Raw genomic sequence first — 25,802 nt, 5'->3', positions numbered from 1 at the left:
GTTGTCGCTCCAACTAAAAAACCGAGAGGTCGTCAGTTAAGCCATGCCCCGTCCCCCGCAAAGGGCCGGACCCGGCATATTTGCTCACGCCAACCGGATTTCCGCCTCGACACCCCAGCCGAACCCCTCTCCCCATTGCGCCACGAGGATTCGCGCCGAGGCCGGCGCCCCGGCGGGAAAGTCCGACGCCAGGTCTGCGGCGGAATAGGCGACCAGCGTCTCATCCGCCTCCATCGTCCTGATCACGGTCCCGCCGTCGACCACCTGGATTCGGAACCGCATCGGTTCCACCGGCGTCGGTTCGCCGTCCCAGCTGTCCCCGTACAGGCGTACGCGCGGCGTCCACCTCACCGTCAGCCCCCCGCCTCCGGCCACAATGGCCAGTCCCGTCGGCGACCAAGGCCGCGCATGAAGTCCCCGCAAGGTGAACTCGCCCTGGGTGAACCCCGCCCCGCCCGGCGCCGCCCCGGCCGGACCGGCGCGACAGACCAGCGGCAAGCCCCGCTCGCCAGGCCCGATTTCCGCTCGCGGCGGCGTCGCATCCAGAAACACGACAACCGCCCCCGCCGCAGCCCCCGCCCGCATCTCGACCTCGGTCCCTTGCTGCCCCCGCAGCAGGCCCGCCAGCCGCCAGATGTCCGTCCCCATAAGGGTCGCGGACCGGTACTGCAGCACTTCCCAGCCCGCTGCGGTCTCCACCGCAACGGCGTTGGCGCCGCCCAGCACCGACATTTCGCTCGCACTCCCTGGCGCCGCGCCCTCGACCCTTACGGTGACGGCGTTGGCTTCGTCCCAGCGATAGCGCACGCCCGGTCCCAGCGGCTCGACCAGCACCCCGATCGTCGCGGGGCTCTCGATCTCCGCCCGCGCCGTCAGGGTCTCGGGGTTCGGCCCCGCGTGCAGCCGCATGGCCCGCCAGGGTTCCGCCGCCGCCGCCGCCAAGGGTCGGGCGTCCGTTTCGCTCCCTATCAGGGGCGGCAGATCCATGATCCTCAGGAAGGGCGCTCCGATCACCGGCGGAATCTCGCCGCCGGGTCGGCCGCCCGCGTCCTCGTACGCCGATCGCGCGCCCACGGGCTCCAGCGCCGCCGACGGCGTCTCGTCCGCCGTCGTCCGCATCACCCGCCAGTCGCCGTCGCGGCCCTCCAGTCGAAGCACGTCCCCCGGCTCCAGCCGCAGCGCGTCCAGCGGCCCCAGCGCCAAGTTGACCGTATCGGCCGACGGTCCCGTCCAGCGCTCGCATCGCCGCCGCCAGCGCCAATCCCCCGCCGCAGGCCACCGGCAGGTCCAGATCCACCCCTCCGCCCGTCGTCTCCGCCTCCGTCCGCGCCACCACCGCGCCGGTCTGATAGTCCGCCGTCTCATCGATGAACCGCACCCGCGCCTCACTGGGCCGGGGCTCCAGCGCCCGCGTCGTCGTCTCCGCACCGCCGCCGTCCGGCAGGGCCAGGGCCGCCCGCGCCACCGTCCCGGCCGCCGCGACTTGGCCCCGGACCGCCACCCGTCCGTCCCGTTCCGCCGCCACGGCGTCGAAGGCCGCCAGCAACGGCTCCAGCGCGTCCCGCGTCCGCATCGGGCGATCCAGCAGATAGCCGGCCGCCGCGCCCCGGACGCCCTCGACCGACATCTCGCCGGCCGACAGGCCGCCCCGGGCCAGAACCGCCGTGATCAGATCGTCGCCGTCGCCGCCCAGCCGGCCGTTCAGCCAGTGTCCCGCCCGCCACGCCCCGGCGTCGGCCCAGACATCGCCCCGCGCCGGAAAGGCCGGATAGGGCCGGGCGTCCCAGCACCAGGCGTCCGCTCCCTCCAGCATCGGGGCCCCATAGACCGCCGAAACCGGATTGTTCTGAAGGTCCGCATAATGGTCCAGCACCGCCTCCAGCGCCGCCCGCTGCACCGCATCGTCGCGCGCTCCGGTCGATCCCGGCGGCAGGCTGCTCTCGCTGCTCTTGGGGTCCTGGAACAGGTTCGGCGCATTGCCGCCCCGGTCCACCGCCGCGCAGCCGAACTCCGACAGCCGTACCGGCTTCATCCCCGGAATCCAGGCCGTCGGCGTCGCCGACCTCGCCCCGCCCGGCCGGTCATGATGAAAGTTCGACCACCATCCCATCAGGTCCTTGGGCCGGAACAGCCAGTCCTCGCCATGCGCCGTATCGACGATGGGAGTCCGGATTTGCGCCGCCCGGTCCGCCGCGTCGGCATAGTACCAGTCGAACCCCTCGCCGCCCGCGACGCCCGCCGCCAGATAGGCCGGGTCCGACGCCCCGCCGAACACCGCCGCATCAGCGCCGCCGTCGCCTTCGCGCCAGTCGGTCAGCGGCGGATACCAGTCGATCGACACATGATCGATGTTTGCATCAGCCCACAGCGTGTCCAGATGGAATACGACCTCCCCGTCCCTCTGCCGCCCGAAATATTCGCTCCAGTCGGCGGCGTAGGACAGCTTCACCCCCGGCCCGACCACCGCCCGGCATTCCGCCGCCAACTGCCGAAACTGCGCCACCGCCGGAAAGCCCCCGTCCGCATCCCGCGTCCAGGTCACGCCGCGCATCTCCGACCCGATCAGCAGGCCGTCCGCCCCCTCCTCCGCCGCGATCCGGGCATAGTGCAGCGCCATCCGCCGCAGCCCCCAATCCTCGGTCCCGCCGAACAGGCTGGCGATCTCGGCCGCCGCTCCCGCACCATCGACGCCCGCGACCCGCCCGCGCCACGGATAGCCGGGGCAGTCCATGAAGACGAACGGGTACAGCGTCACCTCCAGCCCCCGCGCCTTCAGCGCCCGGATCGCCTGCCGCACGCTGTCGTCCGACGGCGTCCCGCCATAGGCCGGGGCGTCATCCACACGGCTGACCTCATAGGCCTCATGCCGCGCCACCCCCGCCACTGACCAGATCATCGGCTCGGTCGGCTTGTTCCGCCGCTCCACCCCCGGCCGCACCCGGCAAAGGCCGGCTCTCAGATCATCCCCGAACCACCCGGCCACCAGACTGACCCGTTTCAGGTTCGGCAGGTGCGCCTGCAGCTGATCCAGCGACACGACCAAATCCGGCCGCCCCTCGCCATTGTGCACATTCTCGGCCGTCGTCCGCGTCAGCCCCTCGCGCCGGAGCACCGCCTCGCTCGCCAGGGCAAACTCCCCCGCACCGGGGATCAGGCACACGCCTTCCAGCAGATCCTCCAGCCGCGCCGCCGCCCCGCGCGGTCTCCGGAACACCTCGAAACTCAGCTGCGGAACTCGGTCCCCGAACGGCCCCAGCGGCAGATCCTCGAACACCACATAGGCTGTGCCGCGATACGCCGGCGCCTCCCCCTCGACCGCCTCGATCAGCGGATCGGGCGTCTGGTCCTCGCCCCCGCGATACACCCGCATCGCCACTCCGCTCAGGTCCATCAGCCGCCCGTCGGCCCAGACCCGGCCGACCCCGTCGATCTCGCCCTCGCACAGGGCCACGGCGAAGCTCAGCGAATAGTCATAATCGACCGTCTTCGGTCCGCCCTTGCCGGCCTGCCCCTTGTTCTTGCCCTCCAGGAACCGTGCCGCCCAGATCACCTGCCCCGTCACCCGCGCCCGTCCGAAGACACAGGCCATCGACGCCCCTTCCGCCGTCCCCTGCACCTGCAGGGCGTCCAGCCTCGGCCCTGCCTGCCGCGCCGGCGACAGTGACCCGACCACCCGATTGTCGATCGTCCGACCGATCGTCGCCCCGATCACCCGCCCGACCGGCCCGCCGACCGACTGCCCCACCGCGCTCAGTACGACTTGCGCCATCTACGCCTCCTCAAATCCGACAAATCCTCCCCCCTTGGGGGAGGTGGCGCGGCGCTTCTTCAGCGCCGTGACGGAGGGGGCCAGGGCGTCCACCTCCCAGGGAAACCGGAACACGGCGACCAGCCTTCGCCGCCACCACGTCCCCATCCAGCTCTCCACCACCGCCCGTCCCCAATAGGCGTGGACCATCCGCGGCTCCGGCCCGCCGCAGTCGCTCAGAATGGCGCAGTGTTTCACCGCCGCCCCCGGCGACATCCGAAACAGCAGCACGTCCCCCGCCCGCATCGCTTCGACCGGCACGGGCGTCAGCCACCGCCCCGCCGCCTCCAGCAGGGTCTCGCGCCCGCCGGCCTCGGCCCAATCCGGCGAATAGGCGGGCAGCCCCTCGGGCTCCTCGCCCACCACTTCGCGCCACACCCCGCGCACCAGCCCCAGACAGTCCGCCCCCACGCCCTTCATGCTGGCCTGATGCCGATACGGCGTCCCCAGCCAGGCCCGCGCCGCAGCGACAACCGCCGCCGCCGCACGCGCCTCTCCCTCCCCCTGCGGGGGAGGGGCGTCGCGCAGCGACGGGGTGGGGGCGGCAGAGCGACCGGACTCGGATTGCCTGGCCCCCCTCACCGCCGGCTCCCACCGTCGTTCCGCGCGCCACCCGCCGGATAGGCCGTCAGGAAGTCATCCCCCGGCACGTCCGCAAAGCCCCGGAAATTCACCCCGTTCCCGAACGTCCCGACACAGGTCTCCCACCGCTTGTCACAGCGCCGCCCCGCCGCCGCAATCCCGCACCGCGCATCCCCCAGCCGCGCGTCGCACATCCGCCCATAGGTTCGCCCGACCACCCGCTCCAGCTTCGCCAACGGCCCTTCCAGATCGGCCAGGAACCGCCCCTCCTCGCGGCGTATCCGCGCCAGGGTTCCGGCCCACAGCCGCACCTTCAGCCTCGGCTCGGACCAGTCCACCCGCCACAGTTCCACCTTCGCCCCGTCGAACAGGCCCGCCGCCACATCCGCCTCGATGATCGCCGCGTCATCCAGCGCCCCCGCCGCCGAAACCGCGCCCGCCGCCAGACCCACGGCGCTCTCGGCCGCGCCGGCCGTCCAGCCGCTTCCGGCCCGACAGACCACCCCGTCCACCGCCAGGTCGCGGTCATGATCGGTGAAACCCGTCACCGTCCCGTCGGCCCGCTCCAGCCGCCAGACATGACAAAGCCGCGCCGCCCCGCTCTCGATGCGGGCGGCCATTTCGTCCGGTACGTCTCGCATGATCAGACCCGCACCTCGATCAACGGAACCGCCGCCATCCGCCCGGCGTCGAAACTCTCCAGCGTGGTCTCGATCCGGTCCGTGTCGAACCGCACAGGCGTGTCGAACAGGAAGCCCGCCGTCACCACCGCCCCCGCCGCCGGCGCGACCGCCAGCCTCACCGCTCCCGTCGTCGTCTCAACGACAAAGCTCCAGGTCTCGACGCCCCCGACCGCGATCCGAACCGATCCGTCGACCGGCTTGGCGACCGGCCTCTCCACGTCGCCGTAGGCCTTGATCAGCTGGAACGCCGTCCGCGCGCCGTCCCCCAGGCCCAGCACCTGATCTGTCGCCGAGACCGTCCCGCTCGGCGCGCACGATTTGAAGTCGGCGAAATCCTTGAACCGGAACCCGTACAGCCGTCCCCGCCGCGCCTCGAAAAAGGCGATCAGCTCAGCCATGTCGTCCAGGGATCTCAGGTTCGCCCCGATCAGATACCGCCGCCGCCCCAGGGCCCACGGCGTCGACCGTCGCTCGAAGCCCGAGGCCAGGGTGGCGATCTCGGTCCGCCGCTCCACCCCGCCGGTCGAACCGAAGGCCAGCCGCGCGGGCAGGCGTGCTTCATGGAAGTCCATCCGAACCTGTCCCCTCTTTCACTTGTTCGAAAAGCGCCGCTCGTCCATGCTCGCCGAGAGGCGGCCGCGGGGGCCGCAAAGGGAGCAAAGATGCGCGGCGAAATCCTCAGCTATGACACCACGGCCGGAACCGGACTGATCAGCGGTGACGACGGCGTGCGCTACAGCTTCGTCTCATCCGGCCTTCAGTCGCCGGCCGTTCCCGCCGCCGGCGTTCGGGTCGACTTCGTACCCGAGGGCGCGGAAGCGACCCAGATCCTGATCCTGGCCGGCGCCCCCTCCACCATCGGCGTCGCCGGCGGTCTCTCCGCTTCGACCAACACAACCGTCGCGGGCTTCGACTGGCAGAAGCTCATGTTCTCCTTCGAAGGCCGCACTCAACGCAGCCATTTCTGGATCGGCTGGCTGATCCTTCTGGGCGCCGGCGTCGTCGCCGGCTGGCTGCCGATCATCGGCTTCCTGATCTCCATCGCCTTGATCTGGCCCAACCTCGCCATCGCCGTGAAACGGCTTCACGACATGGGCCACAGCGGCTGGCTGGTTCTCGTCCCCTGGGTGGCCACCCTGGTGCTGATGATCGTCGCCTTCAGCATGATGGGCATGCAGGCGATCATGAACTCGGCGGCCCTGGAAAATGAAGACCCCGCCGCTATCCTGGCCCTGATCGGCCCGGCCTTCGGCGCCTTTGGCCTGCTGTTCGTGATCAATATCGGCTTCCTGCTGTGGATCGGTCTGGTCGAGGGCCAGCGAGGCGACAACCGCTTCGGCCCCAATCCCAAGGGCGAATAAGTCCAGCATGAGGGCGAGCGGTCGGCCTTCTTCGCCGCCACTCGCCTCTCCACTCTACATCCGTCTCGCCCCCAGACTGACCGCCCGCGCAAGCATCTGGGCAATCTGGGCCTCGGATCGCAGCAGGGCCGGCGTCCCGCCGTCCACCGCCACATTGACCGTCACCCCGCCGCCCGCCGCCGGCCCGATCTCGCCGCCGGCGGCAGGCCGGAACACCTCCGCCCCGCGCTCGCCGACCAGATAGGCGCCGCCGCCCAGCACGGGCCCTCCGTCAGCACGCGCCCCGCCAAAGCCGGACATCGCCGCCTGGATCGCCGTGCTGAGCCCGTTCCCTGATCCGCCGGACAGGGCCGCGTTCACCGCATTCAGCACCGCCCGCGCCAGTTCCGACAGCGACACCTCCCCGTCCGCGGCCGCTCGCGCCAGCGACCGGGTCAGACTGTCGCCTGCTCGTCCGAAGGCCGCTTCTATCGCATCGGCCGCATCCTCCGCCGGACCTTTCAGCGCCTCCAGCGCCGCGCCCGCCTCGGCCGCCTTCAGCGGCAGATCGTCAATCCCGCCTCGACCGAGCTCATCCGCCATCCGGCCAGTCCTCCATCAGTTTCGCCAGCCCCGCCCGCCCCATGGGCGCCGTGCCTCGCGGCGTCTCGGTCAGCATCCGCCACTCCTTCAGCGACAGCCGCCAGAAGGCCTCAGGCGCCACCCCCATCCGCATCGCCGCCCGCATCATCTCGCCCCAAGGAGTCGGAACGCTCACCGCGCCGCCGCCTCGAACGCCGCCACCACCGCCCGCGCCGCCTCGCGCGGATCGACCGTCTCCACCGCCGGCTCGACCTCGCCGCCCCCGCGCAGCACCGCCGCCAGCACCACCATCAGATCCCGCGCCGACAGGGCCTTCATCCGCTCCGCGACCGCCGCCAGCCCATCAACCCCCAGCCCCGCCTCGATCTCCGCCAGCGCCCCCAGCGTCAGACAGACCCTTCGCCGCACCCCGCCCAACACCACCCCCGTCTCCCCGCGCGCCCCAATCTCCCCCCCTTGGGGGGAGAGGGCCGCCCCGCGGCCCGAGGGGGGCCAGTCCCCGCCGCTCATATCGCCGAAAACCCGATTTCCCCCGCGCTCGCCAGGCTCAACGCAAAGGTCGCCTCCCCCTCGTGCTCGCCGGCGTATTCCAGCGCCGCCACCAGGAACGCCCCCTCCAGCACGCCGAAGTCCGGCACCACCAGCCTCCACCGCTTCGCCGCCTGATCGAAGAAGGCCTCGCGCACCAGGGAGTCGGACGCCGCATCGCGGAAGAGCCCCTGCCCGGACACCGCCGCCGACTTGACGCCCGCGCCGGCCAGCAACTCGCGCCACCGCCCGGCGCTGTCGCCGTCGGTCGCATCCACCGTCCGCGCGTTCAGCGATATGGTCCGCGCCCTCAGCCCCGCCACCGTCGTGAACACGCCCGGCGCGCCCTCGATCTTCAGCAGCATGTCCTTGCCCGCCTGTGCGGTCATGTCAGATCCTCCCCTTCATCACGCGTCACCGCCTCCGTGACCGCCCTCAGCCGCACGGTCGCGAAAGTCCGCCGTCCGTCCGACGCCCGAAACACCTCCGACGCGCCGGCGCGCAGCGACACGGTCCGCACCCCGTCCGCCTCCAGCCGCGCTTCGTGCAGACAGGCCCGCACCGCCGCCGCCGTCGCCTTGGCCTCCTCTGATCCCGCGAACCGCGACACCACGGTCAGGGTCAGGCCATGTTCGACGCCGCAACCGTCCGCCGTCACCGGCCGGCTTTCCCACCGGCCGATCGCCAGGTAGGGACAGGGCGTCGCCTCCGGCGCCTGATCCCATATCCGCCCTTGCAGCAGGGCCGTCAGGGCGACGTCGTCTCTCAGGGCCGCCAGGATCGCCCCCTGCAGGGCCCGTTCATGATCGCTCATCGCGTCCGCTCCAGATCCAGTCTGGCCCGCCCCGGACGCGGCGCCTCCGTCGCGACGATGGTCCAGTCCGCCCCGCCAAAGCGCAGCACCCGTCCCGGCGCCAGGCGCGGATCGGCCCGCGCCTCCGCCGCGACCGTCTCGATTGTGCGCCGCTCGTCACCGTCGCCGCGTTCGACCCGCCGGCGCGCCCCGCATTTCAGCCAGGCCGAGCCGACCGCTTCAAAACCCACGCTGCGGCCGCCGTACGGCGTCTGCGCCTCCACCGGCTGGAACAGGCCGGCGAGCACCCTCAGAGCCCCGCTCACAGCCGCACCACACGATAGGGCGCAACCCAGGCGCCCACCGCCGTCGCAGCCTGCGCCTCCGCCTCGCCCCGCTCATAGGCGCCCAGGACCAGCATCAGGATCGCCAGCCGCAACCCCGCCGGCGAGGTCGAGGTCAGGCTCAGCCCCACATCCCCCTCCACCCGCGCCTGGGCCGCCTCGATCAGGGTCTGGATCAGACCGTCCTCGGCCTCATGCTCAACCCTCAGAAACAGCTTCGCCTCCGCCACCGTCACCGGCTGCGCCATGGCAGTCTCCCTTTCAAGAATCTCCCTCCCCCACGGGGGAGGGGCGTCGCGTAGCGACGGGGTGGGGCGGGCCAGGCGACCCGGACTCGATTTCCCTGCCGCCCCCGCCCGGCCGCTCAAACGGCCTGCCCTCCCCCGCAGGGGGAGGGAGAAGCCAAGCGACCCTTGCCGCTCGTCACGCCGTGACTAGCTTGCCGCGACCTTCATCAGCTTGATCGCGTCAAAGTTCTGCACCCCGCCGCCGACGCGCTTGGTGGTGTAGAACAGCACATAGGGCTTGGCCGAATACGGGTCCCTCAGCACCCGCACCCCGGCCCGATCCACGATCAGATACCCCCGCTGGAAGTCCCCGAAGGCGATGGACAGACTGTTCGCCGCCACGTCCGGCATGGTCTCGATCTCGGTGACCGGATAGCCCAGCAGCGACGCCGTCTCGCCCAGCCGCGTCGCCGGCTGCCAGATGTAGGCGCCGTCCGCATCCTTGAACTTGCGCACGGCCGAGACCGTCTTGCGGTTCATCACGAACCGCCCGTTCGGCCGGTACTGGGCCTTGGGTGCATAGACCAGGTCGATCAGCCGGTCCGCCGGACTGGTCGGCGCGAACCCGCCCGCCGCGCCCGACGCCACAAACCCGATCTGCCCCCAGGTCTGGTCCCCGTCCGCCACGGTCGGATAGGTCAGGAAGCCCTTGGGCTTGTTCACCCCGTCGCCGTTGACGAAGGCCTGGGTCTCCTGCGCCGCAAAGGCGTCCTCGACCTCAGCCGCCAGCCACTCGTCCAGATCGACCATGGCGTCGTCAAGCAACGCCTGGGTCGCCGCCGGATTGGCGTACAGATCCGCCGAGGGGAACTCCAGCAGCGCCAGGGTCGCCGGATCCGTCTCCGGCCGCGCGGCCGTCTCCGCCACCCAGCCGCAGGCCACGCTCGCCGTCGAGACCGGCTTTCTGAACACCCCCGCCGCCACCGTCCGCACCGTCGCGATCTCGCGCATCGGCGAGGCCGCCATCAGCCGACGCTCGATGGCCCGCTCGGTCTCATACGGCACGACATAGCCGCCCGAGGTCGCCCCGCCCGACAGCCCCGCCTTGACCTCCAGGGCGCCAGCCAGTTGAGGCGAGTGGCCCGTCTTCAGATACCCGTCCCACGCCGCCTTCGCCTCCGGCGCGGACGCCGGCTCCACCGGCTCGCCGCCGATCTGGGGCCGCCGCTCCCGGCTCGTCACCCGATCCAGCCGCGCCTGGGCCGCGGCCACCGCCTGGTCGATGCGCGCCACCTTCTCCTCCAGCAGCACATCGGCCGCCGCCTTGCGTTCGATCTCGCCCAGCCGGGCGTCGTTCGCCCCTTTGAACGCCTCGAACGCCGCCATCATCTCGCGCACGGCGCCGTGCGCCTCGGGCGAGCCCGAAGCCTGTTTGGTCTCTTTCATGATGTCTCCGTTGGAAAAAATCGCCGGCTTGCGCCGACCTCGTCAGGCGAGGCTGAACCTCGCCCCCGGCAGCATGGGAAAGGTCACCAGCGACACTTCCCACAGCTCGACCCCGCTCAGCACCCGCAGCCGCCCCTCACGCCGCGCCCGCGCGGTGCGGTATCCGATCGACAGCCCGTCCATCGCCCCCGCCCGGCTCAGCGCGGCGGCGAACCGAGCTTCGGGCGACCAGTCCTCGATCCGGCCGCGCACGAAAAGGCCGCGCGCATCCTCGATGATCGCGTCCCAGACCCCGACCGGGGCGCGCGCGTCATGCTGGTTCAGCATCCGCACCCCCGGCGCGCCCGTCTTCGCCAGACTGTCCGCAAACGCCCCCGCCTGCACCACGTCTCCGTTCATATCCGCCACGCCCCACAGCGAGGCGTAACCTTCGATCAAAAGCGACCCGAAACTCTCCCTCCCCTTCATGGGGAGGGACGGCGGAGCGAAGCGAAGCCCGGGTGGGGCCGTTCCAGCCGCCTCGCTCATGCCCTTTCGGGCCCCACCCCGATCGCTTCGCGATCGCCCCTCCCCATGAAGGGGAGGGAGAATACCCCTCTCACCCCTCATCGCCGCTCCAGCCTCCGCTCGATCCGCTCCACCGCGGCCGCCGTCGCCTCCCCTTGCGTCTCCAGCCGCGCCAGCCGCTCGGCCACCAGCCTCTGCTCGCCCACCCTCTGTTCCAGGGTCGCGATCCGCGCCGCCGCGCCCCCGGCCCAGACCAGTCCCCCGACCGTCTGCACCGCCAGGGCGGCGATCAGGGCCGCCACCGCCTTCTTCACCGCATCGCTCATCCCTCCACCCCCGCCATCCGCCGTCGTTCCTCGTTCGTCAGGAAGCTCGCCGCCTCCAGCCGCGCCCACAGGGCGTCGCGCTCGGGCTGCAGCGCGGGCACGGCCTCGAGGTCGGCCCGCACATCGCAACCGGGAAACCGCTCGCCCAGCCAGACCGTGATCGCCCCCGCCGCCTTGGCCGCCAGGGGGATGGCCGTCTGACGCCAGAAGGCCGTATTGGCCTCCCGATAATTGGCGTAGGTCGCGTCCCCCGGTATCCCCAGCAACTGCGGCGGAACCCCGAAGGTCAGGGCGATCTCGCGCGCCGCCGCGTGTTTGCCGCCGGTGAAGTCCATCTCGGCCGGGGTCAGGCTCAGCGGTTTCCAGTCCATCCCGCCTTCCAGCAGGATCGGCCGCCCCGCGTTCTCCGCCCCGGCATAGGCCGTCGACAGCTGGTCCTTCAGCGCCTCGAACTGCCCCTCCGTCAGCCGCTCGCCCTTCTGCGCCCCGTAGACCAGAGCCCCCGAGGGCCGCGCCGAATTGTCCAGCAGCGCCTTGTTCCAGGCGCCGGCCGCATTGTGCGCGTCCACCCCCTGCGCCGCCGCCTCCAGCGGCGACAGCCCGTACCAGTCGTCCAGCGGGTGCCACAGCTTCAGCTGCATCACCGGCGCCCAGCCGTCCGCCGCCCGCCCGATCCGCACCGACCGCCCGTCGACCGAATAGTCCCATGCCTCGGGCCAACCCGACCGGCCGGGCACCACCTTGACCCGGTCGGATCTCAGCACCCACAGTTCGTCCGGCGCGCCGTCCCCGTCCACGTCTCCGGTCGCCTCGATCCAGGCGTTGCCGGAGACCTGCAGGGCGCCGTGGACCGCCTCCATCAGCACCGCCCCGGACTGTTCCGGATTGGGCCGGCGCATCAGCCGGGCCAGCGGATGGGCGTCGTCCCGCGCGCCATCGACGAAGACCGCCAGCGGGATCGAGGCCGCCGCCTCCGCGATCATCCGGATACAGCGGTAGGCCACCGCATTTCTCTGATACCCCTCGCGCGCCAGGCTGGCGTAGTCGTTGGGCGTCCACCGCGGCCGCCCGACGCCGGAAAAGGCCACCATCGCCGCCGTTCGGCTCTGCTTCGCCTCGGGCGCACGCAAGCGCCCGCCCTGGCCAAACGGCCACCGCATCGAAACCATCCAAAATCTCCGTTGAAACTTATGACGTCCGCGTTGGAGCGGATCGGCGGCGTCGCCCTGGCCCACCTCGGTCCGTTGACGGGCAAGGAAGCCACTCCGTTTCTTCGGCCGGACCCGGAATCATCGAAGCAACCGAAGCCGTCGACGAAGACGATCTTTATCGTTGAGCCGCGTACTGCTGGATACGCACGTGCTGATCTGAAGCCGGCACGCCGACGCGACACGTCAGCTTCTCCGCCCCGCCCCGTCTCATCGCTATTCCCGCCATGCCCAAACCATAGCGCACCAGCGTCCTCAGGCGGGTAAAACGCCGCGAGAAAGGCACAGCCGATTGTAATTCAAGGATTCAGACCAGCGTCATTGTAACAGTTGGCGCTGCAGGCCCGGCGCCGTCAGCCCCGTTCGACGCTCCATTCCGGGGCCTCGAAATCCACCGCGTCCTCCGGGGCGGCCAGCGCCAGCTCCGAAATCGTCTGCCCGCGCACCGACACCCCGGCCGTATGCACGGTTTCCGGATCGCCCGAGACTAGAGGATGCCAAGCCGCCAGAGGCCGCCCCTCGTGCAGGCGGCGATAGGCGCACGACAGCGGCATCCAACCCAGGGACGCGACATTTTGCGGCGTCAGCTTGATGCAGTCCGGCACCTGGGCCTTGCGGTTCACATAGTCCGAGCAGGAACAGGCCTGAGAGTCGAACAGCTTGCAGTGCACCCGCGTCGGGATCACCTCGCCGGTATCCTCGTCCTCGAACCGGATGACGCAGCACAGGCCGCAGCCGTCGCACAGCCCCTCCCACTCGGCCGGAGACATCTCGGCCAGGGTCTTGGTTTCCCAATAGGGCTGAACGGGGGACGGAACTGGGATCATGGGACGGCGCGCCTAGTCGACGGATGCGGCCATCAGATGGCGGCCGCGTCCTGAACCAGGCACCCATACCATCCCAGACCCTGATAGGTCTCGTATCCGGGCGTGCGAGCGTAGCCGACCGTCCGGTCGCCCTTGGAATAGCTGCCCATAGCGCCCCCGCCGACATCCAGTTTCACCGTCTCGCTCAGCACCCCGACGCCGTTCGAAGCCGCCAGCACGCGATGTTTCTGATCCAGCAGCAGCACCCGCGTCCGGGTCCGCTCCTCGGGCGTCAGCCGCACCCCGTCCACCACTGTCTGCGCCTGGCTCTGCCAGTCGAAATGGATGCCCAGCACCCCGATCACGGCCCCGTTCGCGAGCCCGCCCTTTCGGATGGCGGTCGCATAGGTGGCGACCGGCGCCCCGTCCAACGCCTCGAGGCGCGTGACGTCCGCCACCGCGAAATCGTCGCCTGACCTCGTCGCCATAGCGTCGCGGAACCAGGACATGTCCCGCGCCGACTGTCCCTGAACCGGATAGCGATCCGGCCGTCCATTGGCCACGACCACGCCGTTCCGATCACAGATCCACAGATCCAGATAGACGGTATAGGCGTCCAGAATGACCTTCAGCCTCCGGCTGGCGTGCTCGGCCTTGGGGGCGTCCAGTTCAGCGACGCAATCCACTACCGCGCTGTCCGTCGCCCACCAGCGCACATCGCAGGTCCGTTCGTACAGGTTCCGGTCGATGATCTCGATGGCGTTCAGCGCCAGGTCCGCCAGCCTCTGCCCCCGCAACTGGCCCAGGATCGCCCCGCCGATGGCCGACAGCTCTGTCAGATCGCCCCGCACCTGCTGTTCCAGGGCGCTGGCGACGTCGTCGATCTGACCCGAGATCCGCTTGAACTCCTCGGCGACCACCATGAAGCTGCGCCCGGCGTCCCCGCTGCGCGCCGCCACGACCTGGGCGTTGACCACCAGCATCTTGGCGGCCCGGTTCACCGAGGCGATCTCGCCGATCTTCTCGCCCGCCACGGCGTTCAGCCGCGCTGACAGCTCGAGAATACGCTCAGGCCGTGCGCCCGCGCCCACATCGCTCATCTGAGATCCCCACCTCGCCATCTTGGCGCGCCGGGGAGAAGGGAGGGGCGAAACCGAAGATGCCGCAGCACCTAAAGCCTCAAAACTTAATGTAATATAACCGTGTTTTAGTGAACAACGGTCTTTGAGAATACGTTGATGATCATCACTCCACCAACGATCATCGCCAGTCCTGCGATAGCCGGCAGGTCCAGCCTCTGACGAAAGACCACCGCCCCGATCACCGAGATCGCCACCACCCCAAGACCGCTCCAGATGGCATAGGCGATCCCCACCGGCATCTGTTTCAGCGCGACCGACAACAGATAGAAGGCCAGGCCGTAGCAGACCGCCATCCCCGCCGTGGGCCAGGGCCTGCTGAACTGCTGGCTCTGCTGCAGCAGGGTCGTGCCCACCACCTCCAGCCCGATGGCGCCCAGCAGGGCCGCCCAGGTCAGGGGGCTCACGCCTCGTTCGCCGTGATCGGATGGCCCGGCGTCAGCAGCGACAGCAGCGCCTGCCGCTGTTCTGGGGACACGTCATGGAGGCCGAAGATGTCCGAGATCGACAATCCGTCGGCCAGCAACCGCAACATCAAGGCGTCGTCGGCTCCGACCGGATCGCTGGGATCATCCATCCTCACCCGGTCGATCCAGGTTCGCCAGCGCTGGGCAAGGGCCGGCTCGATAGCGCAGGCGGCCATGACCACCCGTCCGATGCTGATGTTCTGCGGCGTCACCGGATCGAGCACCGCCGCCCGCAGATAGGCCCTGGCGTTGCGGCCATAGGGTTCGGGATCGCGCGCCGCCTCAGCCAGGATGCCGTCGGTCTGCATCTCGCCCAGATGGTCGATCATCCCCTCCAACAGGGCGATCTTGCTGGGGAAATGATGCAGCAAGGCCCCCTTGCTGACGGTCGTCCGCGCCGCCACCGCATCCAGCGTAAAGCCCGACGCCCCCAGCTCGGCGGCGACTTCCAGCGCCTTTTCGATGATTTCGGCCCGGGTGTCGTCGGGAGAGCGGCGGCGCGACGTGGTGTCCATGACCGCTACATACCGGCTGGACGGTATCTGTCAAATCCCAAAGGCCGTGGCGGATCGACCGTCCCTCCTCTATATGGCCGCCAATGGCAGCCAGACCCCCCCTCGTCGCACTCAAGGACGTCCGTCTTCAGGACGGCCAGCGCCCTCTCTTCGACGGCGTCGACCTCGCGGTCGAGCCGCGTAGCCGCGCGGCCCTCGTCGGCCGCAACGGCGCCGGCAAGTCCACCCTGATGAAGGTCGTCATGGGCTTGATCGAGCCCGACAGCGGCGACCGTTCGGTCCAGTCCGCCGTCCGCTTCGCCTATGTGCCGCAGGAGCCGGTCATCACCGGCGAAACCCTGCTCGACTACGCCGCGTCGGGCGAGGCGGAAAGCTGGACCGCCGAGGCCTGGCTGGCCACCTTCGGTCTGGACCCGGAGAAATCGACGCAAGGCCTGTCCGGCGGCGAGACCCGCCGCGCCGCCCTGGCCAAGGCCTTCGCCGAAGAGCCCGACCTGCTGCTGCTGGACGAGCCGACCAACCACCTCGACATCCTGGCCATCGAACTGCTGGAGAACGAGCTGCTCCAGGCCCGGCTCGCCCTTCTGGTCGTCAGCCACGACCGCGCCTTCCTGAACCGCGTCACCAACACCGTCCACTGGCTGGAAAACCGGCGCGTCCGCACCCTGAACAAGGGCTTTGTCGAGTTCGACGAATGGTCGACCAAGGTCATGGAGGAGGAGGCCGAATCCCTGCGTCGCCTGACCAAGACCATCGAGCGCGAGACCGCCACCTTCTACTCCTCCATCACCGCCCGCCGCAGCCGCAACGAGGGCCGCGCCCGCTCGCTGAATGCGCTCCGCGCCGAACGCGCCGAGAAGATGAAGGACGCCCCGCGCGAGCTCTATCTGGGCGTCGATTCCGGCAGCACCTCGGGCAAGCTCGTCGCAGAGATCAAGGGCGTGTCCAAGGGTTTCGCCGGCCGCACCCTGTTCAAGGACCTGACCACCCGCATCATCCGCGGCGACCGGCTGGGTGTCGTGGGCCCCAACGGCGCGGGCAAGACCACCCTGGTCAAGACCCTGCTGGGCGAACTGGCCCCGGACGAGGGAACGGTCCGCATGGGCTCCAACCTGGAGGCCGTCTATCTGGACCAGTCGCGCGAGGGGCTGAAGTCGGACATGACCCTGTGGGACGCCCTGACGCCCGGCGGCGGGGACTCCATCCTGGTGCGCGGCGTGTCCAAACACGTCGCCGCCTACGCTAAGGATTTCCTCTTCTCCGAGGCCCAGCTGCGCCAGCCGATCTCGACCCTGTCGGGCGGCGAGCGCAACCGCCTTCTCCTGGCAAGGGCGTTGGCCAAGCCCGCCAACCTGCTGATCCTCGACGAGCCGACCAACGACCTCGACATGGACACGCTGGACAAGCTGGAAGAACTGCTTGAGGGCTATGATGGCACCCTGATCCTGGTCAGCCACGACCGCGACTTCATAGACCGGCTGTCCACCTCGACCCTGGCCCTGAACGGGCGCGGCGACATCGTCGAGACCCCCGGCGGTTGGACCGACTTCATCCGCCAGAACCCCGGCTTCCTCCAGCCGGGCGCCAATCCCCGTCCCCAGGACAAGGCCGCCGCCCAGCGCGCCGCCGACAACCCCGCGCCCGCCGTCGCCCAGGCCGCCGTCAAAAAGACCGCCAAACTCTCCTTCAAGGACGCCCACCGCCTGAAGGAGCTGGAGGCCCTGATCGACAGTCTTCCCGCCGTCATCGCCAAACACGACGCCACCCTGGCCGACCCCAACCTCTACACCCGAGATCCCAAGGCTTTCGACGCCGCCATGAAGGCCGCCGACAAGGCCCGCGCCGACCTTGAGGCCGCCGAACTGGAATGGCTGGAGCTGGAAGAGAAAAAGGCCGCCCTGGCGGGGTGATCAGGTTGTCGGGGCCGTCCTCGCATCGGCCCAGGTGCTGAACGCCTCGTCGGCGGCGCGCAGCGAACCGCCCATCTGACGTCCGGCGGGATCCTGGGCGAACCAGTAGTCCGTGGCGCCCCCATCTCTAAGATGGATCGTCAACCGGGCCAGTGCAGCATGATCACCCGTCTTTGCCTCGACGAAGTCCACAAAGGCCCGCACCCGCGCGTAGAAATCGGATGCCGCATTGATGTTGGCGCCCGTGCGGCGCTGAAACTCTTCGCCGCTCATCGTCAGGACGCGCGACCCCGACCCTGTCGTCGCTCCATCCGTCAGAGCCCCCGCTGACGCCCCGGCCGCGAAAGCAGGATGGATTTCCGCCATCAAGGAGGACACGGCGTTGGCGCGCGGATTTTCGTCCCACACCTTATGGAAGGCTGTGCGCCGCGCCTCGGTCAGCCCGCCGCTCTCCATCAGCACGGCAGCCGCCTCATCCAGCCAGTCCGGCGCGGGGCTTCCATAGGCGTCACGGCCTTGCGCAATCCCGGCCCAATAGGTCTCGATATACCAGAGGTGGCCCAGCTCATGCGCCATCACGCCGGGCTGTGTGGTCTTCGCCAAGCTGGCCTCAATCTGCAGTGACGCACGCTGCACGGCGACGGCGCTTAGGGCTTCGGCCTGACCGGCAGGGGCCTGCTGCGCCACAGCGTCCCGCACCGCCTGCTCCATCATCTGGCGACGCCCCGACGCGCTCATCCACGGCAGGACCCGCAAGGCGCCGACGGCGCGCATGTCCGTCACGGAATGGGCGCCGTCCAGCACCACGGCATAGGCTGGCGGCTCGGCGTCAAACACGCCGGACCACGTCGTCTCGGCCAAGGCCGCTTCTTCGGCGGCCTTGGTCACCGCCTCTTCAGTGGGCCCGACCACGATTCCGTTGGGTGTATCACGACAGACGACAGCCCTCCCCAGGGCTTCGCACCGCAGCTTGGACGTCGCACCGCCTTCGGTCACAGGCGCCGAGACCAGAGACAAGATCAGGGACAAGGTCGGGGCAAGCTCTAGGATCGGCATTGAATGGTCCCTTCCTTTTCGAGAGCATCCCTTCCCGCGACGGCGTGCGCAACTTAACTTCCGGTCATATCCGGCGCTCGGAACTATACGATAAGCTGGCCGCCAACTTCCTGGCCGGCGCACAGGTCGCAGCAGTCATTGCATACTGGCCAAATGAGCCCGCCTCCGACGAAGCAACGGGCTTGGACCGGCGCCTAATCGCCTGTGTGCTCGTCCGTCTTAACGGCCCCCGTTGGCCCAGGGCGACGGTTCTGCATGACGCCCACGACGATGAAGGCGACAATCCCGAAGGCGAACCACAGGCCGAAATTTTTGGTCAACAGGCCGATCAGCCCGAAGATCAGGAGGATGCCGAAGGGAGTAAGCCTTTTCATATCGCCCAGTTTAGGAGCGATTTCAGCGTTTGGCGAATCGACCAACGCCTGCTCCCTTGAAACCAAAGCCGGCGCCGCCCACTCCAGACCCATGACCCTGCGCACCCATGTCGTTGACTTCCCCCCGGCCCAGCAGGCGGCGGTGCGACGAATCAACGCCGTCCTAGCTCGTGCGCCACGTCTGCGCACCGACGGCTGGCGGATAGATGCGGGTCAGCGGTTATCGCTGTGGCTCGACGCCGCCGCCGGCGCCGTCACCGTCCCGCGTCTGCGCAAGCGGGGCGTCACGGTCGAGATCATCCAGACCGACGGCGACCATCCCGTTCCCTTGCGCATCCTCCGCCCGGAGGGCCCGCCCCGCGCCGTTATCCTGGACATCCACGGCGGCGGTTGGGTTCTGGGCAGCGCCGGCCTGAACGACCGGCTCAACGCCCACCTGGCCCGCCATGGCTTCTGCGTCGTCTCGGTCGACTACCGCCTGCTGTCCGAGCGGCGCCAAGTCTATATCGACGCCGCCATCGCCGACTGCCTGGCCGCCGCCCACTGGACCTTGGCCAATATCGACCGCCTGGGCGCCGCGACCGTCTTCCTGACGGGAGAGTCCGCCGGCGGGCATCTCGCCGCCCTGACCGCCGTGGCCCTGCGCGACCAGGGGCTGATCGACCTGGTTCGCGGCTGCGTCTTCACCTACGGCGTCTTCGACCTGTCGGGGACCGAAAGTGTCCGTTCCGCCGGCCCGGACACCCTGTTGTTCAACGGCCCCACCATGCAGGCCGACCTGGCCCGGCTGGCGCCCGACCGCGACGAGGCGGGCCTGCGTCAGCCGGACGTCTCGCCCCTCTACGCCGACCTGACCGGCCTGCCCCCCGCCCTGTTCCTGGCCGGCGAATACGACCCCCTGTTCGAGGACAGTCTGCTGATGGCCGCCCGTTGGGGCGAGGTCGCCGAGGCTGATCTGATCCGCGTCCCCGAGACGCCTCACGGCTTCCTGCACTTCGGCGGCCCCGCCGCTCGCGGCGCGCGGGGCGCCGTTCGCGCCTGGTTGAGCAGCCGGCTCACAAGCTGAACCATTTCACGATTGTCGCAACGACGGATTTCCCTTACCTCCGAAACCTTCACCGCCGCGCAGTCTATACGCAGGGAGAAGAGGAGGCGGTTCTTGAATCCAGCGTGGTTTCGCAGCAGCCCGGTCCGTGGCCACGGCTTGGCGATCTGCGCCTGGCTGACAGCCTTGTGCGTCCGGATGGCGCTGGCCGACTCTTTCCCGCCTGGCTTTCCCTTCTTGACCTTCTTCCCAGCCGTGGTGGTGGTCGCCTATTTCGCGGGTCTGTGGCCGGCGACGCTGACCGCCGTCCTTTCTGGCCTGAGCGCCTGGTGGTTCTGGATCGGCGCTCCCGGTTTCGACTGGAGCACGGAGACCGGCTTGGCCCTCGCCTTCTATGTCTTTGTCGTCGCCGTCGACATCTTCTTCATCATCGGCATGAACTCCGCGACCGACAATCTGCGGCGTGAGGTGGCGCGCAATGCCGCCCTGGCCGAAAGCCGCGACCTGCTGCTGAAAGAGGTCCAGCACCGCGTCTCCAACAATATCCAGGTGGTCAGCAGCCTGCTGCGCCTCGAGGCCGGAATGACGAAGGATCCCGCCGCCCGTCGCGCCCTGTCCGAGGCCTCGGCCCGCACCGCCATGATCGCCAATGTCCAGCGCAGCCTGCTCGACGCCGACGGGGCGGCCGCGCCCTTCGACGACCTGGCGCGTCGACTGGTCTGCGACGCCTTGAACGCCGCCGGCCGCTCGGACGTGATCGTCATGGTCGAAGACGCCCGCCACGCCCTGACGGCGGAAGAGGCGACGCCGGTCGTCCTGATCCTGCTCGAATGCGTCAACAACGCCCTGGAGCACGCCTTCCCCGACCGGCCCGGCCGCATCGACGTCCGCCTGTACGAAGACGGCTCCGAACGTCGGCTGGAGGTGCGCGACGACGGCGCCGGACCGCCCCCGAACTTCGATCCCGCAAAGGGGCGCAGCCTGGGCCTGCGGATCGTCCTGGGCCTCGCCGAACAGTTGCACGGCCGCTTCAGCATCAGCCACGCCGCCCCCGGCGCGCTCTGCGTTCTCAGCTATCCCAGGCAGCCGGAGCCCTGACATCGCGTTTCTGTGGACAAGACAAAACGCTGATCCGCAAAAGCGAATTCAATCCGTCCACCGATGTTCACAGGCTTGTCCACCGCCGCCGGGCCAATCATGCACATCGGGGCGAGTTCGAGCGCTTGCCTCATAGCGGGTTTCGCGAGAACGTCAACAGGCCAAGGGACACGGCGGCGCGGAAATCGGGGGAGACCCCGGCGTCAAGCGAACCGGCCCGGCTCTACGACCCGGCGCAAACGGGCGGTCTTCGGATCGTAACGGGCGACGGGCGGGATCCACGGCCCCGGCTTTCGACGGTCTCCGGATCGACGTCAGCAGGGGAACCGGATCGGGATTGACGGACGACGCGGACGCAATGCCGCGGGACGCCCGAGACCCGGAGCGCGACAGGATACAGCCGACCTTCCTCGCGGGTTCGCCCGTGACGACGCCCAGGCCGAGGTCCTGACCCAACCGGCCAAGTCCAACCCGGACTTGGCGAGGGGACGAAGAACAAGGGTTCGCCCGGACGCTTCGTCCCCTCGCTCAATTGGACCCTCGCTCAATTCGCGCGAAAAATCACAGTATTGCGCTAGACAGACGCTGCTCCATCTGCACCGTGCAGTAGGAGCTAGTCATGCGTGCAGTACAGATCGCCCTCTGCGTCCTGGCCGGCGCAGTGATCCCAGCCGACTCGGCCCAGGCGGACCAACGGCCGGAAGCGGTCGGGCTGCCTGTGATTGTTCCGACCTCGTCGCCCGTCAGCGTGAGGCCCGGGCGTCAGCCTCTGCCGGTCGAAGACAGCGTCCTGCGCCTGCCCGACCCCGAAACGACCTGTGAAGACGGCGCGGTCACCCCCGTCTACAGCGAAATCCTGCCGGCGCAGGTTCAGGGATGGGGGCCGCTGGACGGCGACACCGTCCTCACCTTCTCGATCGCGGCCGATGGTCGAACGATGGATATCCGCCCCGCCGGCTCCGCACCTGCCGCCCTCGACATCCTCCAGGCCGGTCTCGCCGCCTGGAGCTTTCCCGCCCAGGCCCGAAAGGACTGCCGCCTGACCGTTCGCTGGCGCAATACGTCCCTGGCGGAAGCCGAAACGCCTGACCTGCTGAACTATTTCGCCGTCAACCGCGATCGTGGCGCGGTGCGAGACGCCGTGGTGAAACGTCTGGGCGGACCCGTCGCCGACTGTGGCGAGCGTTTCGGCGGCCGCCGACCCGCCGTCATGGCCTATCCGGACTTCAAGCAGGGGCGTCGCCCGCCGCCTGGCGGCCGCAGTTGGACAGTGGTCCGCTGGAACATCGACGCCGAGGGCCGCACGACCGACATCGAGACCCTTGGCTCCTCTGGCGACACGGACCTGGACGCCGAGGCGCGCCGCGCGACCGCCGAGAGCCGGATGCAGCCCGGCCCGGCCCGGACGGGCTGCGTCTACAACTTCTATCGCATCGGCGAGACCCTGCCGGCGCCGCCCATGCCCCCCGAAAGCCAGCGCGAAGACCCGCTGCAACAATGCCCGCCCGAGGTCGATTCGCGCTTCCACGCCCGGGGCGCCGCCGAGACCTATCCCCGCGCGTTCCGCGACCGCGTGATCGAGGGCTGGGCTCTGGTGCGGTTCGACTTCGCCACCTGGGGCCAGGTCGGCAACCTCTCGGTGATCGAGGCTCAGCCGGCGTCCGCCTTCGCGGAGTCGGCCGGTCGGACGGTCCTGTCGGGCCGCGCCGATCCGGGCTTCACTGCCGGGGTGCGCTGCGTAGTCCCGGTGCGCTACCGGATAGGGGACACGCCCGCCCCCGCCGAGGAGGCCGAGGGCGCCCCGGACTGAAGCTCCGCCTTCCCAAGGCCCCCATCGGCTCGTAAAGCAGGCCCATGATCCAGCGTGGGAATCGCCTGCTGACCCGACGCCGCGCCCTGCTCGCGGGCGGCGCGGCCGTGGTCGGGGCGGCGGCGTTCGGCCTGCAGACCTGCACGCGGTCCGAGGCGCCCGTGGACGAACAGGGCCGGGTGCGGCTGCGCTTCGCCACCGACGGGCGCGCCCAGGCCGAACAAGGCGGATTCTACCAGGCCCTGGCGACCGGCGCCTATGAGAAACGGGGCCTGAACGTCCAGATCGTTCAGGGCGAACCGGACGTGAACGTGCCGCAGCTGCTGGCCTCGGGCGCCGTCGAACTGGGCATGGGCTCCAACAGCTTCATCCCGATGAACCTTGTCGCGGCCGGCGCCCCGGTGAAAGCCGTCGCCGCCTTCTTCCAGAAGGACCCCCAGGTCCTGATCGCCCACCCTGATCCGGCGCTGGACACCATCGCGGATCTGGAGGGCCATCCCTTCCTGCTGGCGGACGCCGCGATGAATAGCGTCTGGGTCTGGCTGAAGGCAGAATACGGCTTCACAGACGATCAGGCGCGCCCCTACGGCCCCGATCTGGCGCCCTTCCTGGCGGAGCCGCGCGCGGTGATGCAGGGCGATCTGGCCAGCGACCCCTACGCCGTCGAACAGGCGGGCGGGTTCGAACCAAGGGTCTTCCTGCTGGCCGACGAGGGCTATCCCTCCTACGCGGCCATGGTCCTGGCGCCCAACGCCTTCGCGCGGGACAACGCCACGGCCCTGCGCAGCTTCATCGCCGCCTCAGCGGAGGGCTGGCGCGACTATCTGCGGGGCGATCCGGCGCCGGGCGACGCCCTGATCCGCAAGGACAATCCGGAAATGACCCAGGCCGTTCTGGATCAGGCCCGTGAGAAGCTGCGGGAAAACGGCGTCGTCGACGGAGGAGACGCCGCCCTCTATGGCCTTGGGGCCATGACCGCCGAGCGCTGGCGGGCCTTCTTCGAGGTCGCCAGCCAGGCGGGCGTCTTCGATCCCGGTCTGAACTGGCGCGAGGCCTTTACAGACGATTATCTGCCGGGCCGGGGCTGACGCCGACCGTACGCGGTTTTCCGTCAGGCCGTTAGCGGCGAGTTAAGCGATCTCCGACTAGGCTTGGGATTGCTTTTCACACCGCGTGAGACCCGCCCATTGCGACACCCCCTGATCCTGTCGACCGCCCTGATCGCCGCCTGCGCGGCCGGTGGCGCCGCCATGGCTCAGCAGGCGCGGTCCGCCACGACTGCGGACGGTCTGCGCTACCTCTCCTGGGCCGGCAAGCCGCCCGTGCAGCGCCCGACGATGGTCCCGCCCGCGCCGCGCCGCGTCGCCGCCACGGCCACAGTCCCTAGCCCTGGTCCTGACCTTGGCGCCCTGGCGCGTCTGGACGCGCCGGCGGTCCGGTCGACCACTCCGCGCCGGGGCCTGACGCCGGCCAGCGCCTGGATCTCGCCCGCACCCGCCCCGCTGGTCTCACCTGCGGCGCATGTCGCAGCAGCGGAGCCAGAGCCCGCGCCCACCCCCGCGCTCGTCGCCGCCCCCCCGGCGGTCGAGCCCTCCGACAGCCCAAAGGTCGAGGCCGGCTTCGACCCGATGGCGCCGCGTCGCGACGCCCCCATCTTCCGTCTGCGCCAACAGACCGCAGCCGAGCCGCCGCTGTCGGACGAAGCCCCCGCCCCCGCCCCGGCTTCGGCAAACCCGGACGCGCCGGTCGCCGCCCAGCCCCGGACGGTCCAGACCGCCCTGGCGACGACGCCGCCCCCCGTCCTGGGCGCCCGTTTCTATTCGGTTCATCGCCAGGCCGGCCGACAGCCCGATCCGATCCAGGCGGTCCAGCCGATCTATCTCGACGGGTTGCCGGTCGAAATGACCGCGACCCCGTCCTCAACCGACCTGGCCCGGCCCGACGGCCCGCCCGCCCTCCTGCGCAACAGCGACGGCACAGTCCGCGCCATGCCCCAGACCGAGGGCGAAGATCTGCCATGACCACCACTCCCTCCGACGAAGAAAAGGCCATCCAGTCGTCGCGCCTGCCCGAGCTGATCGCCCTGGCTGGCGAGGCTTCCAGCGAAAAGCGCCGCCTGCTGCTGCGTGAATTGACGGATCATTTCCTCGGCGCCCCCGAACACAGCGCGGCCGAGACCGAGCTTTACGGCTCTGTGCTCGAAACCCTGTCGGACGAGATGGAGACGGCCGTCCGCACCGAACTGGCGGCGCGGCTCGCCGATGCGCCCAACGCGCCCGGCAATCTGATCCGGCGTCTCGCCGAGGATCAGATCGACGTCGCCGGACCGGTGCTGCGCACCTCCACTGTCTTGACCGACGCCGACCTGATCGGCGTGGTCAGCCGCCAGGGCCAGGAACATATGCGGGCCGTCTCCGGCCGCGTCGCCGTATCCGAGGCCGTGTCGGAGATCATCGTCGAACGGGGCGATGACGACACCCTGGGCGTCCTGCTGCGCAACGACGGCGCCCAGTTGTCGCGCACCGCGTCCGAGACTGCGGTCGAGCGCGCCAAGGTCAATCCCGGCCTCCATGTCGCTACAGTCGAACGCAAGGGCCTGCCTGCCGACCTGCTGAACGAGATGTATTTCGTCGTCGAGGTCCGGCTGCGTCAGCAGATTCTCGAACAGAACGCCCAGATGGATCCTGAGCTGCTGGAGGCGGCGCTGGCCGCCGGCCGCACCCGGGTCGCAACCGACGACGGCGCCCTGCCGTCCGACTTCGCCGAGAGCCAGGCCTATGTCGACGAACTCCACGCCGCCGGCCAGCTGACGCCGCAAATGCTGGTCCGCTTCCTGCGTTCCAAGGGGCGCACCCCCTTCCTGGTCGCCCTGTCGCGACTGTCGGACGTCGATTTCCAGACGGCGCGCAGTATTGTCGATCGCCGTGATCTAGACGCCCTGTCCATCATCTGCAAGGCAGCCGATATCGACCGGGCCATCTTCCTGACCTATGCGGTGTCCTTACTGGGGGCCGATTCCAATCCGATGGGCAAGGCGGCCGCCTACGGCCGCATGTACGGCGAGCTGACCCGGGACGTCGCCCTGCGCACGCTGCGCTTCTGGCGGATGCGCCGCGGCGCCCAGGCGGCCTGAGACAAGAACGCCCGCCTCCCTGCGGAGGCGGGCGTTTTCAACCGGTAAAGACCG

Annotated in this window: 28 protein-coding genes and 1 pseudogene; 8 read left to right on the top strand and 21 right to left on the bottom strand. The window is 69.7% G+C overall.

Annotated features, from left to right (window positions below; translation table 11 throughout):
- Nucleotides 1-84 precede the first annotated feature (84 nt).
- From ACVPT3_RS03015 to ACVPT3_RS03000, 4 genes and pseudogenes are all read right to left on the bottom strand, one after another.
- Nucleotides 85-3,769, bottom strand: a pseudogene (locus tag ACVPT3_RS03015) (baseplate multidomain protein megatron).
- The gene (locus ACVPT3_RS03010; RefSeq protein WP_492042737.1) at nt 3,770-4,390 is read right to left on the bottom strand and encodes an NlpC/P60 family protein; all 621 of its coding nucleotides are present in this window, start codon (nt 4,388-4,390) and stop codon (nt 3,770-3,772) included.
- The gene (locus ACVPT3_RS03005; protein ID WP_492042736.1) at nt 4,387-5,031 is read right to left on the bottom strand and encodes a phage/gene transfer agent baseplate hub protein; all 645 of its coding nucleotides are present in this window, start codon (nt 5,029-5,031) and stop codon (nt 4,387-4,389) included. The genes ACVPT3_RS03010 and ACVPT3_RS03005 overlap by 4 nt, the downstream gene beginning before the upstream one ends.
- Nucleotides 5,032-5,033: 2 nt before the next feature.
- A complete protein-coding gene (locus tag ACVPT3_RS03000; RefSeq protein ID WP_492042735.1) occupies nt 5,034-5,645 on the bottom strand; it encodes a phage distal tail protein, Rcc01695 family in 612 nt (203 codons plus the stop codon).
- Between the two features lie 90 nt (nt 5,646-5,735).
- On the opposite strand from ACVPT3_RS03000, the gene ACVPT3_RS02995 reads away from it, so the two are divergent.
- A complete protein-coding gene (locus tag ACVPT3_RS02995) occupies nt 5,736-6,434 on the top strand; it encodes a DUF805 domain-containing protein (RefSeq protein ID WP_492042734.1) in 699 nt (232 codons plus the stop codon).
- A gap of 54 nt (nt 6,435-6,488) precedes the next feature.
- Here the strand turns inward: ACVPT3_RS02995 and ACVPT3_RS02990 are convergent, their stop codons facing one another.
- From ACVPT3_RS02990 to ACVPT3_RS02920, 15 genes are all read right to left on the bottom strand, one after another.
- Nucleotides 6,489-7,016, bottom strand: a complete 528-nt coding sequence (locus ACVPT3_RS02990) for a phage tail tape measure protein (protein ID WP_492042733.1) — start codon at nt 7,014-7,016, stop codon at nt 6,489-6,491.
- Nucleotides 7,006-7,191 (bottom strand): phage tail assembly chaperone, encoded by a 186-nt coding sequence (locus tag ACVPT3_RS02985; protein WP_492042732.1) that lies wholly within the window; start codon nt 7,189-7,191, stop codon nt 7,006-7,008. The genes ACVPT3_RS02990 and ACVPT3_RS02985 overlap by 11 nt, the downstream gene beginning before the upstream one ends.
- The gene (locus ACVPT3_RS02980; RefSeq protein WP_492042731.1) at nt 7,188-7,439 is read right to left on the bottom strand and encodes a GTA-gp10 family protein; all 252 of its coding nucleotides are present in this window, start codon (nt 7,437-7,439) and stop codon (nt 7,188-7,190) included. The genes ACVPT3_RS02985 and ACVPT3_RS02980 overlap by 4 nt, the downstream gene beginning before the upstream one ends.
- Before the next feature lie 83 nt (nt 7,440-7,522).
- Nucleotides 7,523-7,933: a phage major tail protein, TP901-1 family gene (locus ACVPT3_RS02975; RefSeq protein WP_492042730.1), complete on the bottom strand. Its 411-nt coding sequence runs from the start codon at nt 7,931-7,933 to the stop codon at nt 7,523-7,525.
- Nucleotides 7,930-8,358, bottom strand: a complete 429-nt coding sequence (locus ACVPT3_RS02970) for a DUF3168 domain-containing protein (protein ID WP_492042729.1) — start codon at nt 8,356-8,358, stop codon at nt 7,930-7,932. The genes ACVPT3_RS02975 and ACVPT3_RS02970 overlap by 4 nt, the downstream gene beginning before the upstream one ends.
- Complete coding sequence (locus ACVPT3_RS02965) at nt 8,355-8,663, bottom strand: phage head-tail adapter protein (protein WP_492042728.1); 309 nt, start codon at nt 8,661-8,663, stop codon at nt 8,355-8,357. The genes ACVPT3_RS02970 and ACVPT3_RS02965 overlap by 4 nt, the downstream gene beginning before the upstream one ends.
- Nucleotides 8,660-8,929 carry a head-tail connector protein gene (locus tag ACVPT3_RS02960; RefSeq protein WP_492042727.1) on the bottom strand — a complete coding sequence of 90 codons (270 nt, stop codon included), beginning with the start codon at nt 8,927-8,929 and terminating at the stop codon, nt 8,660-8,662. The genes ACVPT3_RS02965 and ACVPT3_RS02960 overlap by 4 nt, the downstream gene beginning before the upstream one ends.
- Before the next feature lie 186 nt (nt 8,930-9,115).
- Nucleotides 9,116-10,354, bottom strand: coding sequence for a phage major capsid protein (locus ACVPT3_RS02955; RefSeq protein ID WP_492042726.1), 1,239 nt, complete (start codon nt 10,352-10,354; stop codon nt 9,116-9,118).
- Between the two features lie 42 nt (nt 10,355-10,396).
- The gene (locus tag ACVPT3_RS02950; RefSeq protein WP_492042725.1) at nt 10,397-10,822 is read right to left on the bottom strand and encodes an HK97 family phage prohead protease; all 426 of its coding nucleotides are present in this window, start codon (nt 10,820-10,822) and stop codon (nt 10,397-10,399) included.
- 137 nt (nt 10,823-10,959) lie between these two features.
- Complete coding sequence (locus ACVPT3_RS02945) at nt 10,960-11,187, bottom strand: hypothetical protein (RefSeq protein WP_492042724.1); 228 nt, start codon at nt 11,185-11,187, stop codon at nt 10,960-10,962.
- Nucleotides 11,184-12,347 carry a phage portal protein gene (locus tag ACVPT3_RS02940; protein WP_492042723.1) on the bottom strand — a complete coding sequence of 388 codons (1,164 nt, stop codon included), beginning with the start codon at nt 12,345-12,347 and terminating at the stop codon, nt 11,184-11,186. Before ACVPT3_RS02940 ends, ACVPT3_RS02945 begins: the two co-directional genes overlap by 4 nt.
- Before the next feature lie 401 nt (nt 12,348-12,748).
- Nucleotides 12,749-13,222, bottom strand: coding sequence for a YcgN family cysteine cluster protein (locus ACVPT3_RS02935; RefSeq protein ID WP_492042722.1), 474 nt, complete (start codon nt 13,220-13,222; stop codon nt 12,749-12,751).
- 32 nt (nt 13,223-13,254) lie between these two features.
- On the bottom strand, nt 13,255-14,301 hold the full coding sequence (locus ACVPT3_RS02930; protein WP_492042721.1) for a PDC sensor domain-containing protein: 1,047 nt from the start codon (nt 14,299-14,301) through the stop codon (nt 13,255-13,257).
- A 107-nt stretch (nt 14,302-14,408) separates the two neighbouring features.
- Complete coding sequence (locus ACVPT3_RS02925; RefSeq protein ID WP_492042720.1) at nt 14,409-14,747, bottom strand: DMT family transporter; 339 nt, start codon at nt 14,745-14,747, stop codon at nt 14,409-14,411.
- Complete coding sequence (locus tag ACVPT3_RS02920) at nt 14,744-15,322, bottom strand: TetR/AcrR family transcriptional regulator (protein ID WP_492042719.1); 579 nt, start codon at nt 15,320-15,322, stop codon at nt 14,744-14,746. The genes ACVPT3_RS02925 and ACVPT3_RS02920 overlap by 4 nt, the downstream gene beginning before the upstream one ends.
- 83 nt (nt 15,323-15,405) lie before the next feature.
- Here ACVPT3_RS02920 and ACVPT3_RS02915 point away from each other — a divergent pair, with 83 nt between their 5' ends.
- Nucleotides 15,406-17,232, top strand: coding sequence for an ABC-F family ATP-binding cassette domain-containing protein (locus ACVPT3_RS02915; protein WP_492042718.1), 1,827 nt, complete (start codon nt 15,406-15,408; stop codon nt 17,230-17,232).
- On the opposite strand, the gene ACVPT3_RS02910 is transcribed toward ACVPT3_RS02915, so the two are convergent.
- Entirely contained in the window at nt 17,233-18,288 is a 1,056-nt protein-coding gene (locus ACVPT3_RS02910; protein ID WP_492042717.1) for a hypothetical protein, read from the bottom strand.
- Between the two features lie 194 nt (nt 18,289-18,482).
- The gene (locus ACVPT3_RS02905; RefSeq protein ID WP_492042716.1) at nt 18,483-18,755 is read right to left on the bottom strand and encodes a hypothetical protein; all 273 of its coding nucleotides are present in this window, start codon (nt 18,753-18,755) and stop codon (nt 18,483-18,485) included.
- Between ACVPT3_RS02905 and ACVPT3_RS02900 the strand changes: the two genes are divergently transcribed.
- From ACVPT3_RS02900 to ACVPT3_RS02875, 6 genes are all read left to right on the top strand, one after another.
- Complete coding sequence (locus ACVPT3_RS02900) at nt 18,754-19,728, top strand: alpha/beta hydrolase (protein WP_492042715.1); 975 nt, start codon at nt 18,754-18,756, stop codon at nt 19,726-19,728. The two genes, ACVPT3_RS02905 and ACVPT3_RS02900, sit on opposite strands and share 2 nt — an antisense overlap.
- Before the next feature lie 93 nt (nt 19,729-19,821).
- Nucleotides 19,822-20,805, top strand: coding sequence for a sensor histidine kinase (locus ACVPT3_RS02895; RefSeq protein WP_492042714.1), 984 nt, complete (start codon nt 19,822-19,824; stop codon nt 20,803-20,805).
- A gap of 619 nt (nt 20,806-21,424) precedes the next feature.
- Complete coding sequence (locus ACVPT3_RS02890) at nt 21,425-22,615, top strand: TonB family protein (protein ID WP_492042713.1); 1,191 nt, start codon at nt 21,425-21,427, stop codon at nt 22,613-22,615.
- Nucleotides 22,616-22,659: 44 nt separating this feature from the next.
- Complete coding sequence (locus tag ACVPT3_RS02885) at nt 22,660-23,703, top strand: ABC transporter substrate-binding protein (RefSeq protein WP_492042712.1); 1,044 nt, start codon at nt 22,660-22,662, stop codon at nt 23,701-23,703.
- 99 nt (nt 23,704-23,802) lie between these two features.
- Entirely contained in the window at nt 23,803-24,636 is an 834-nt protein-coding gene (locus ACVPT3_RS02880) for a hypothetical protein (protein WP_492042711.1), read from the top strand.
- Nucleotides 24,633-25,748, top strand: coding sequence for a DUF2336 domain-containing protein (locus ACVPT3_RS02875; protein ID WP_492042710.1), 1,116 nt, complete (start codon nt 24,633-24,635; stop codon nt 25,746-25,748). The genes ACVPT3_RS02880 and ACVPT3_RS02875 overlap by 4 nt, the downstream gene beginning before the upstream one ends.
- The last annotated feature ends 54 nt before the right edge of the window (nt 25,749-25,802 follow it).

It is taken from the genome of Brevundimonas sp. FV1ps31S (assembly GCF_058681265.1).
The sequence above is the reverse complement of the archived record's forward strand: the minus strand, read 5'-3'. Positions and strand labels throughout refer to the sequence as shown.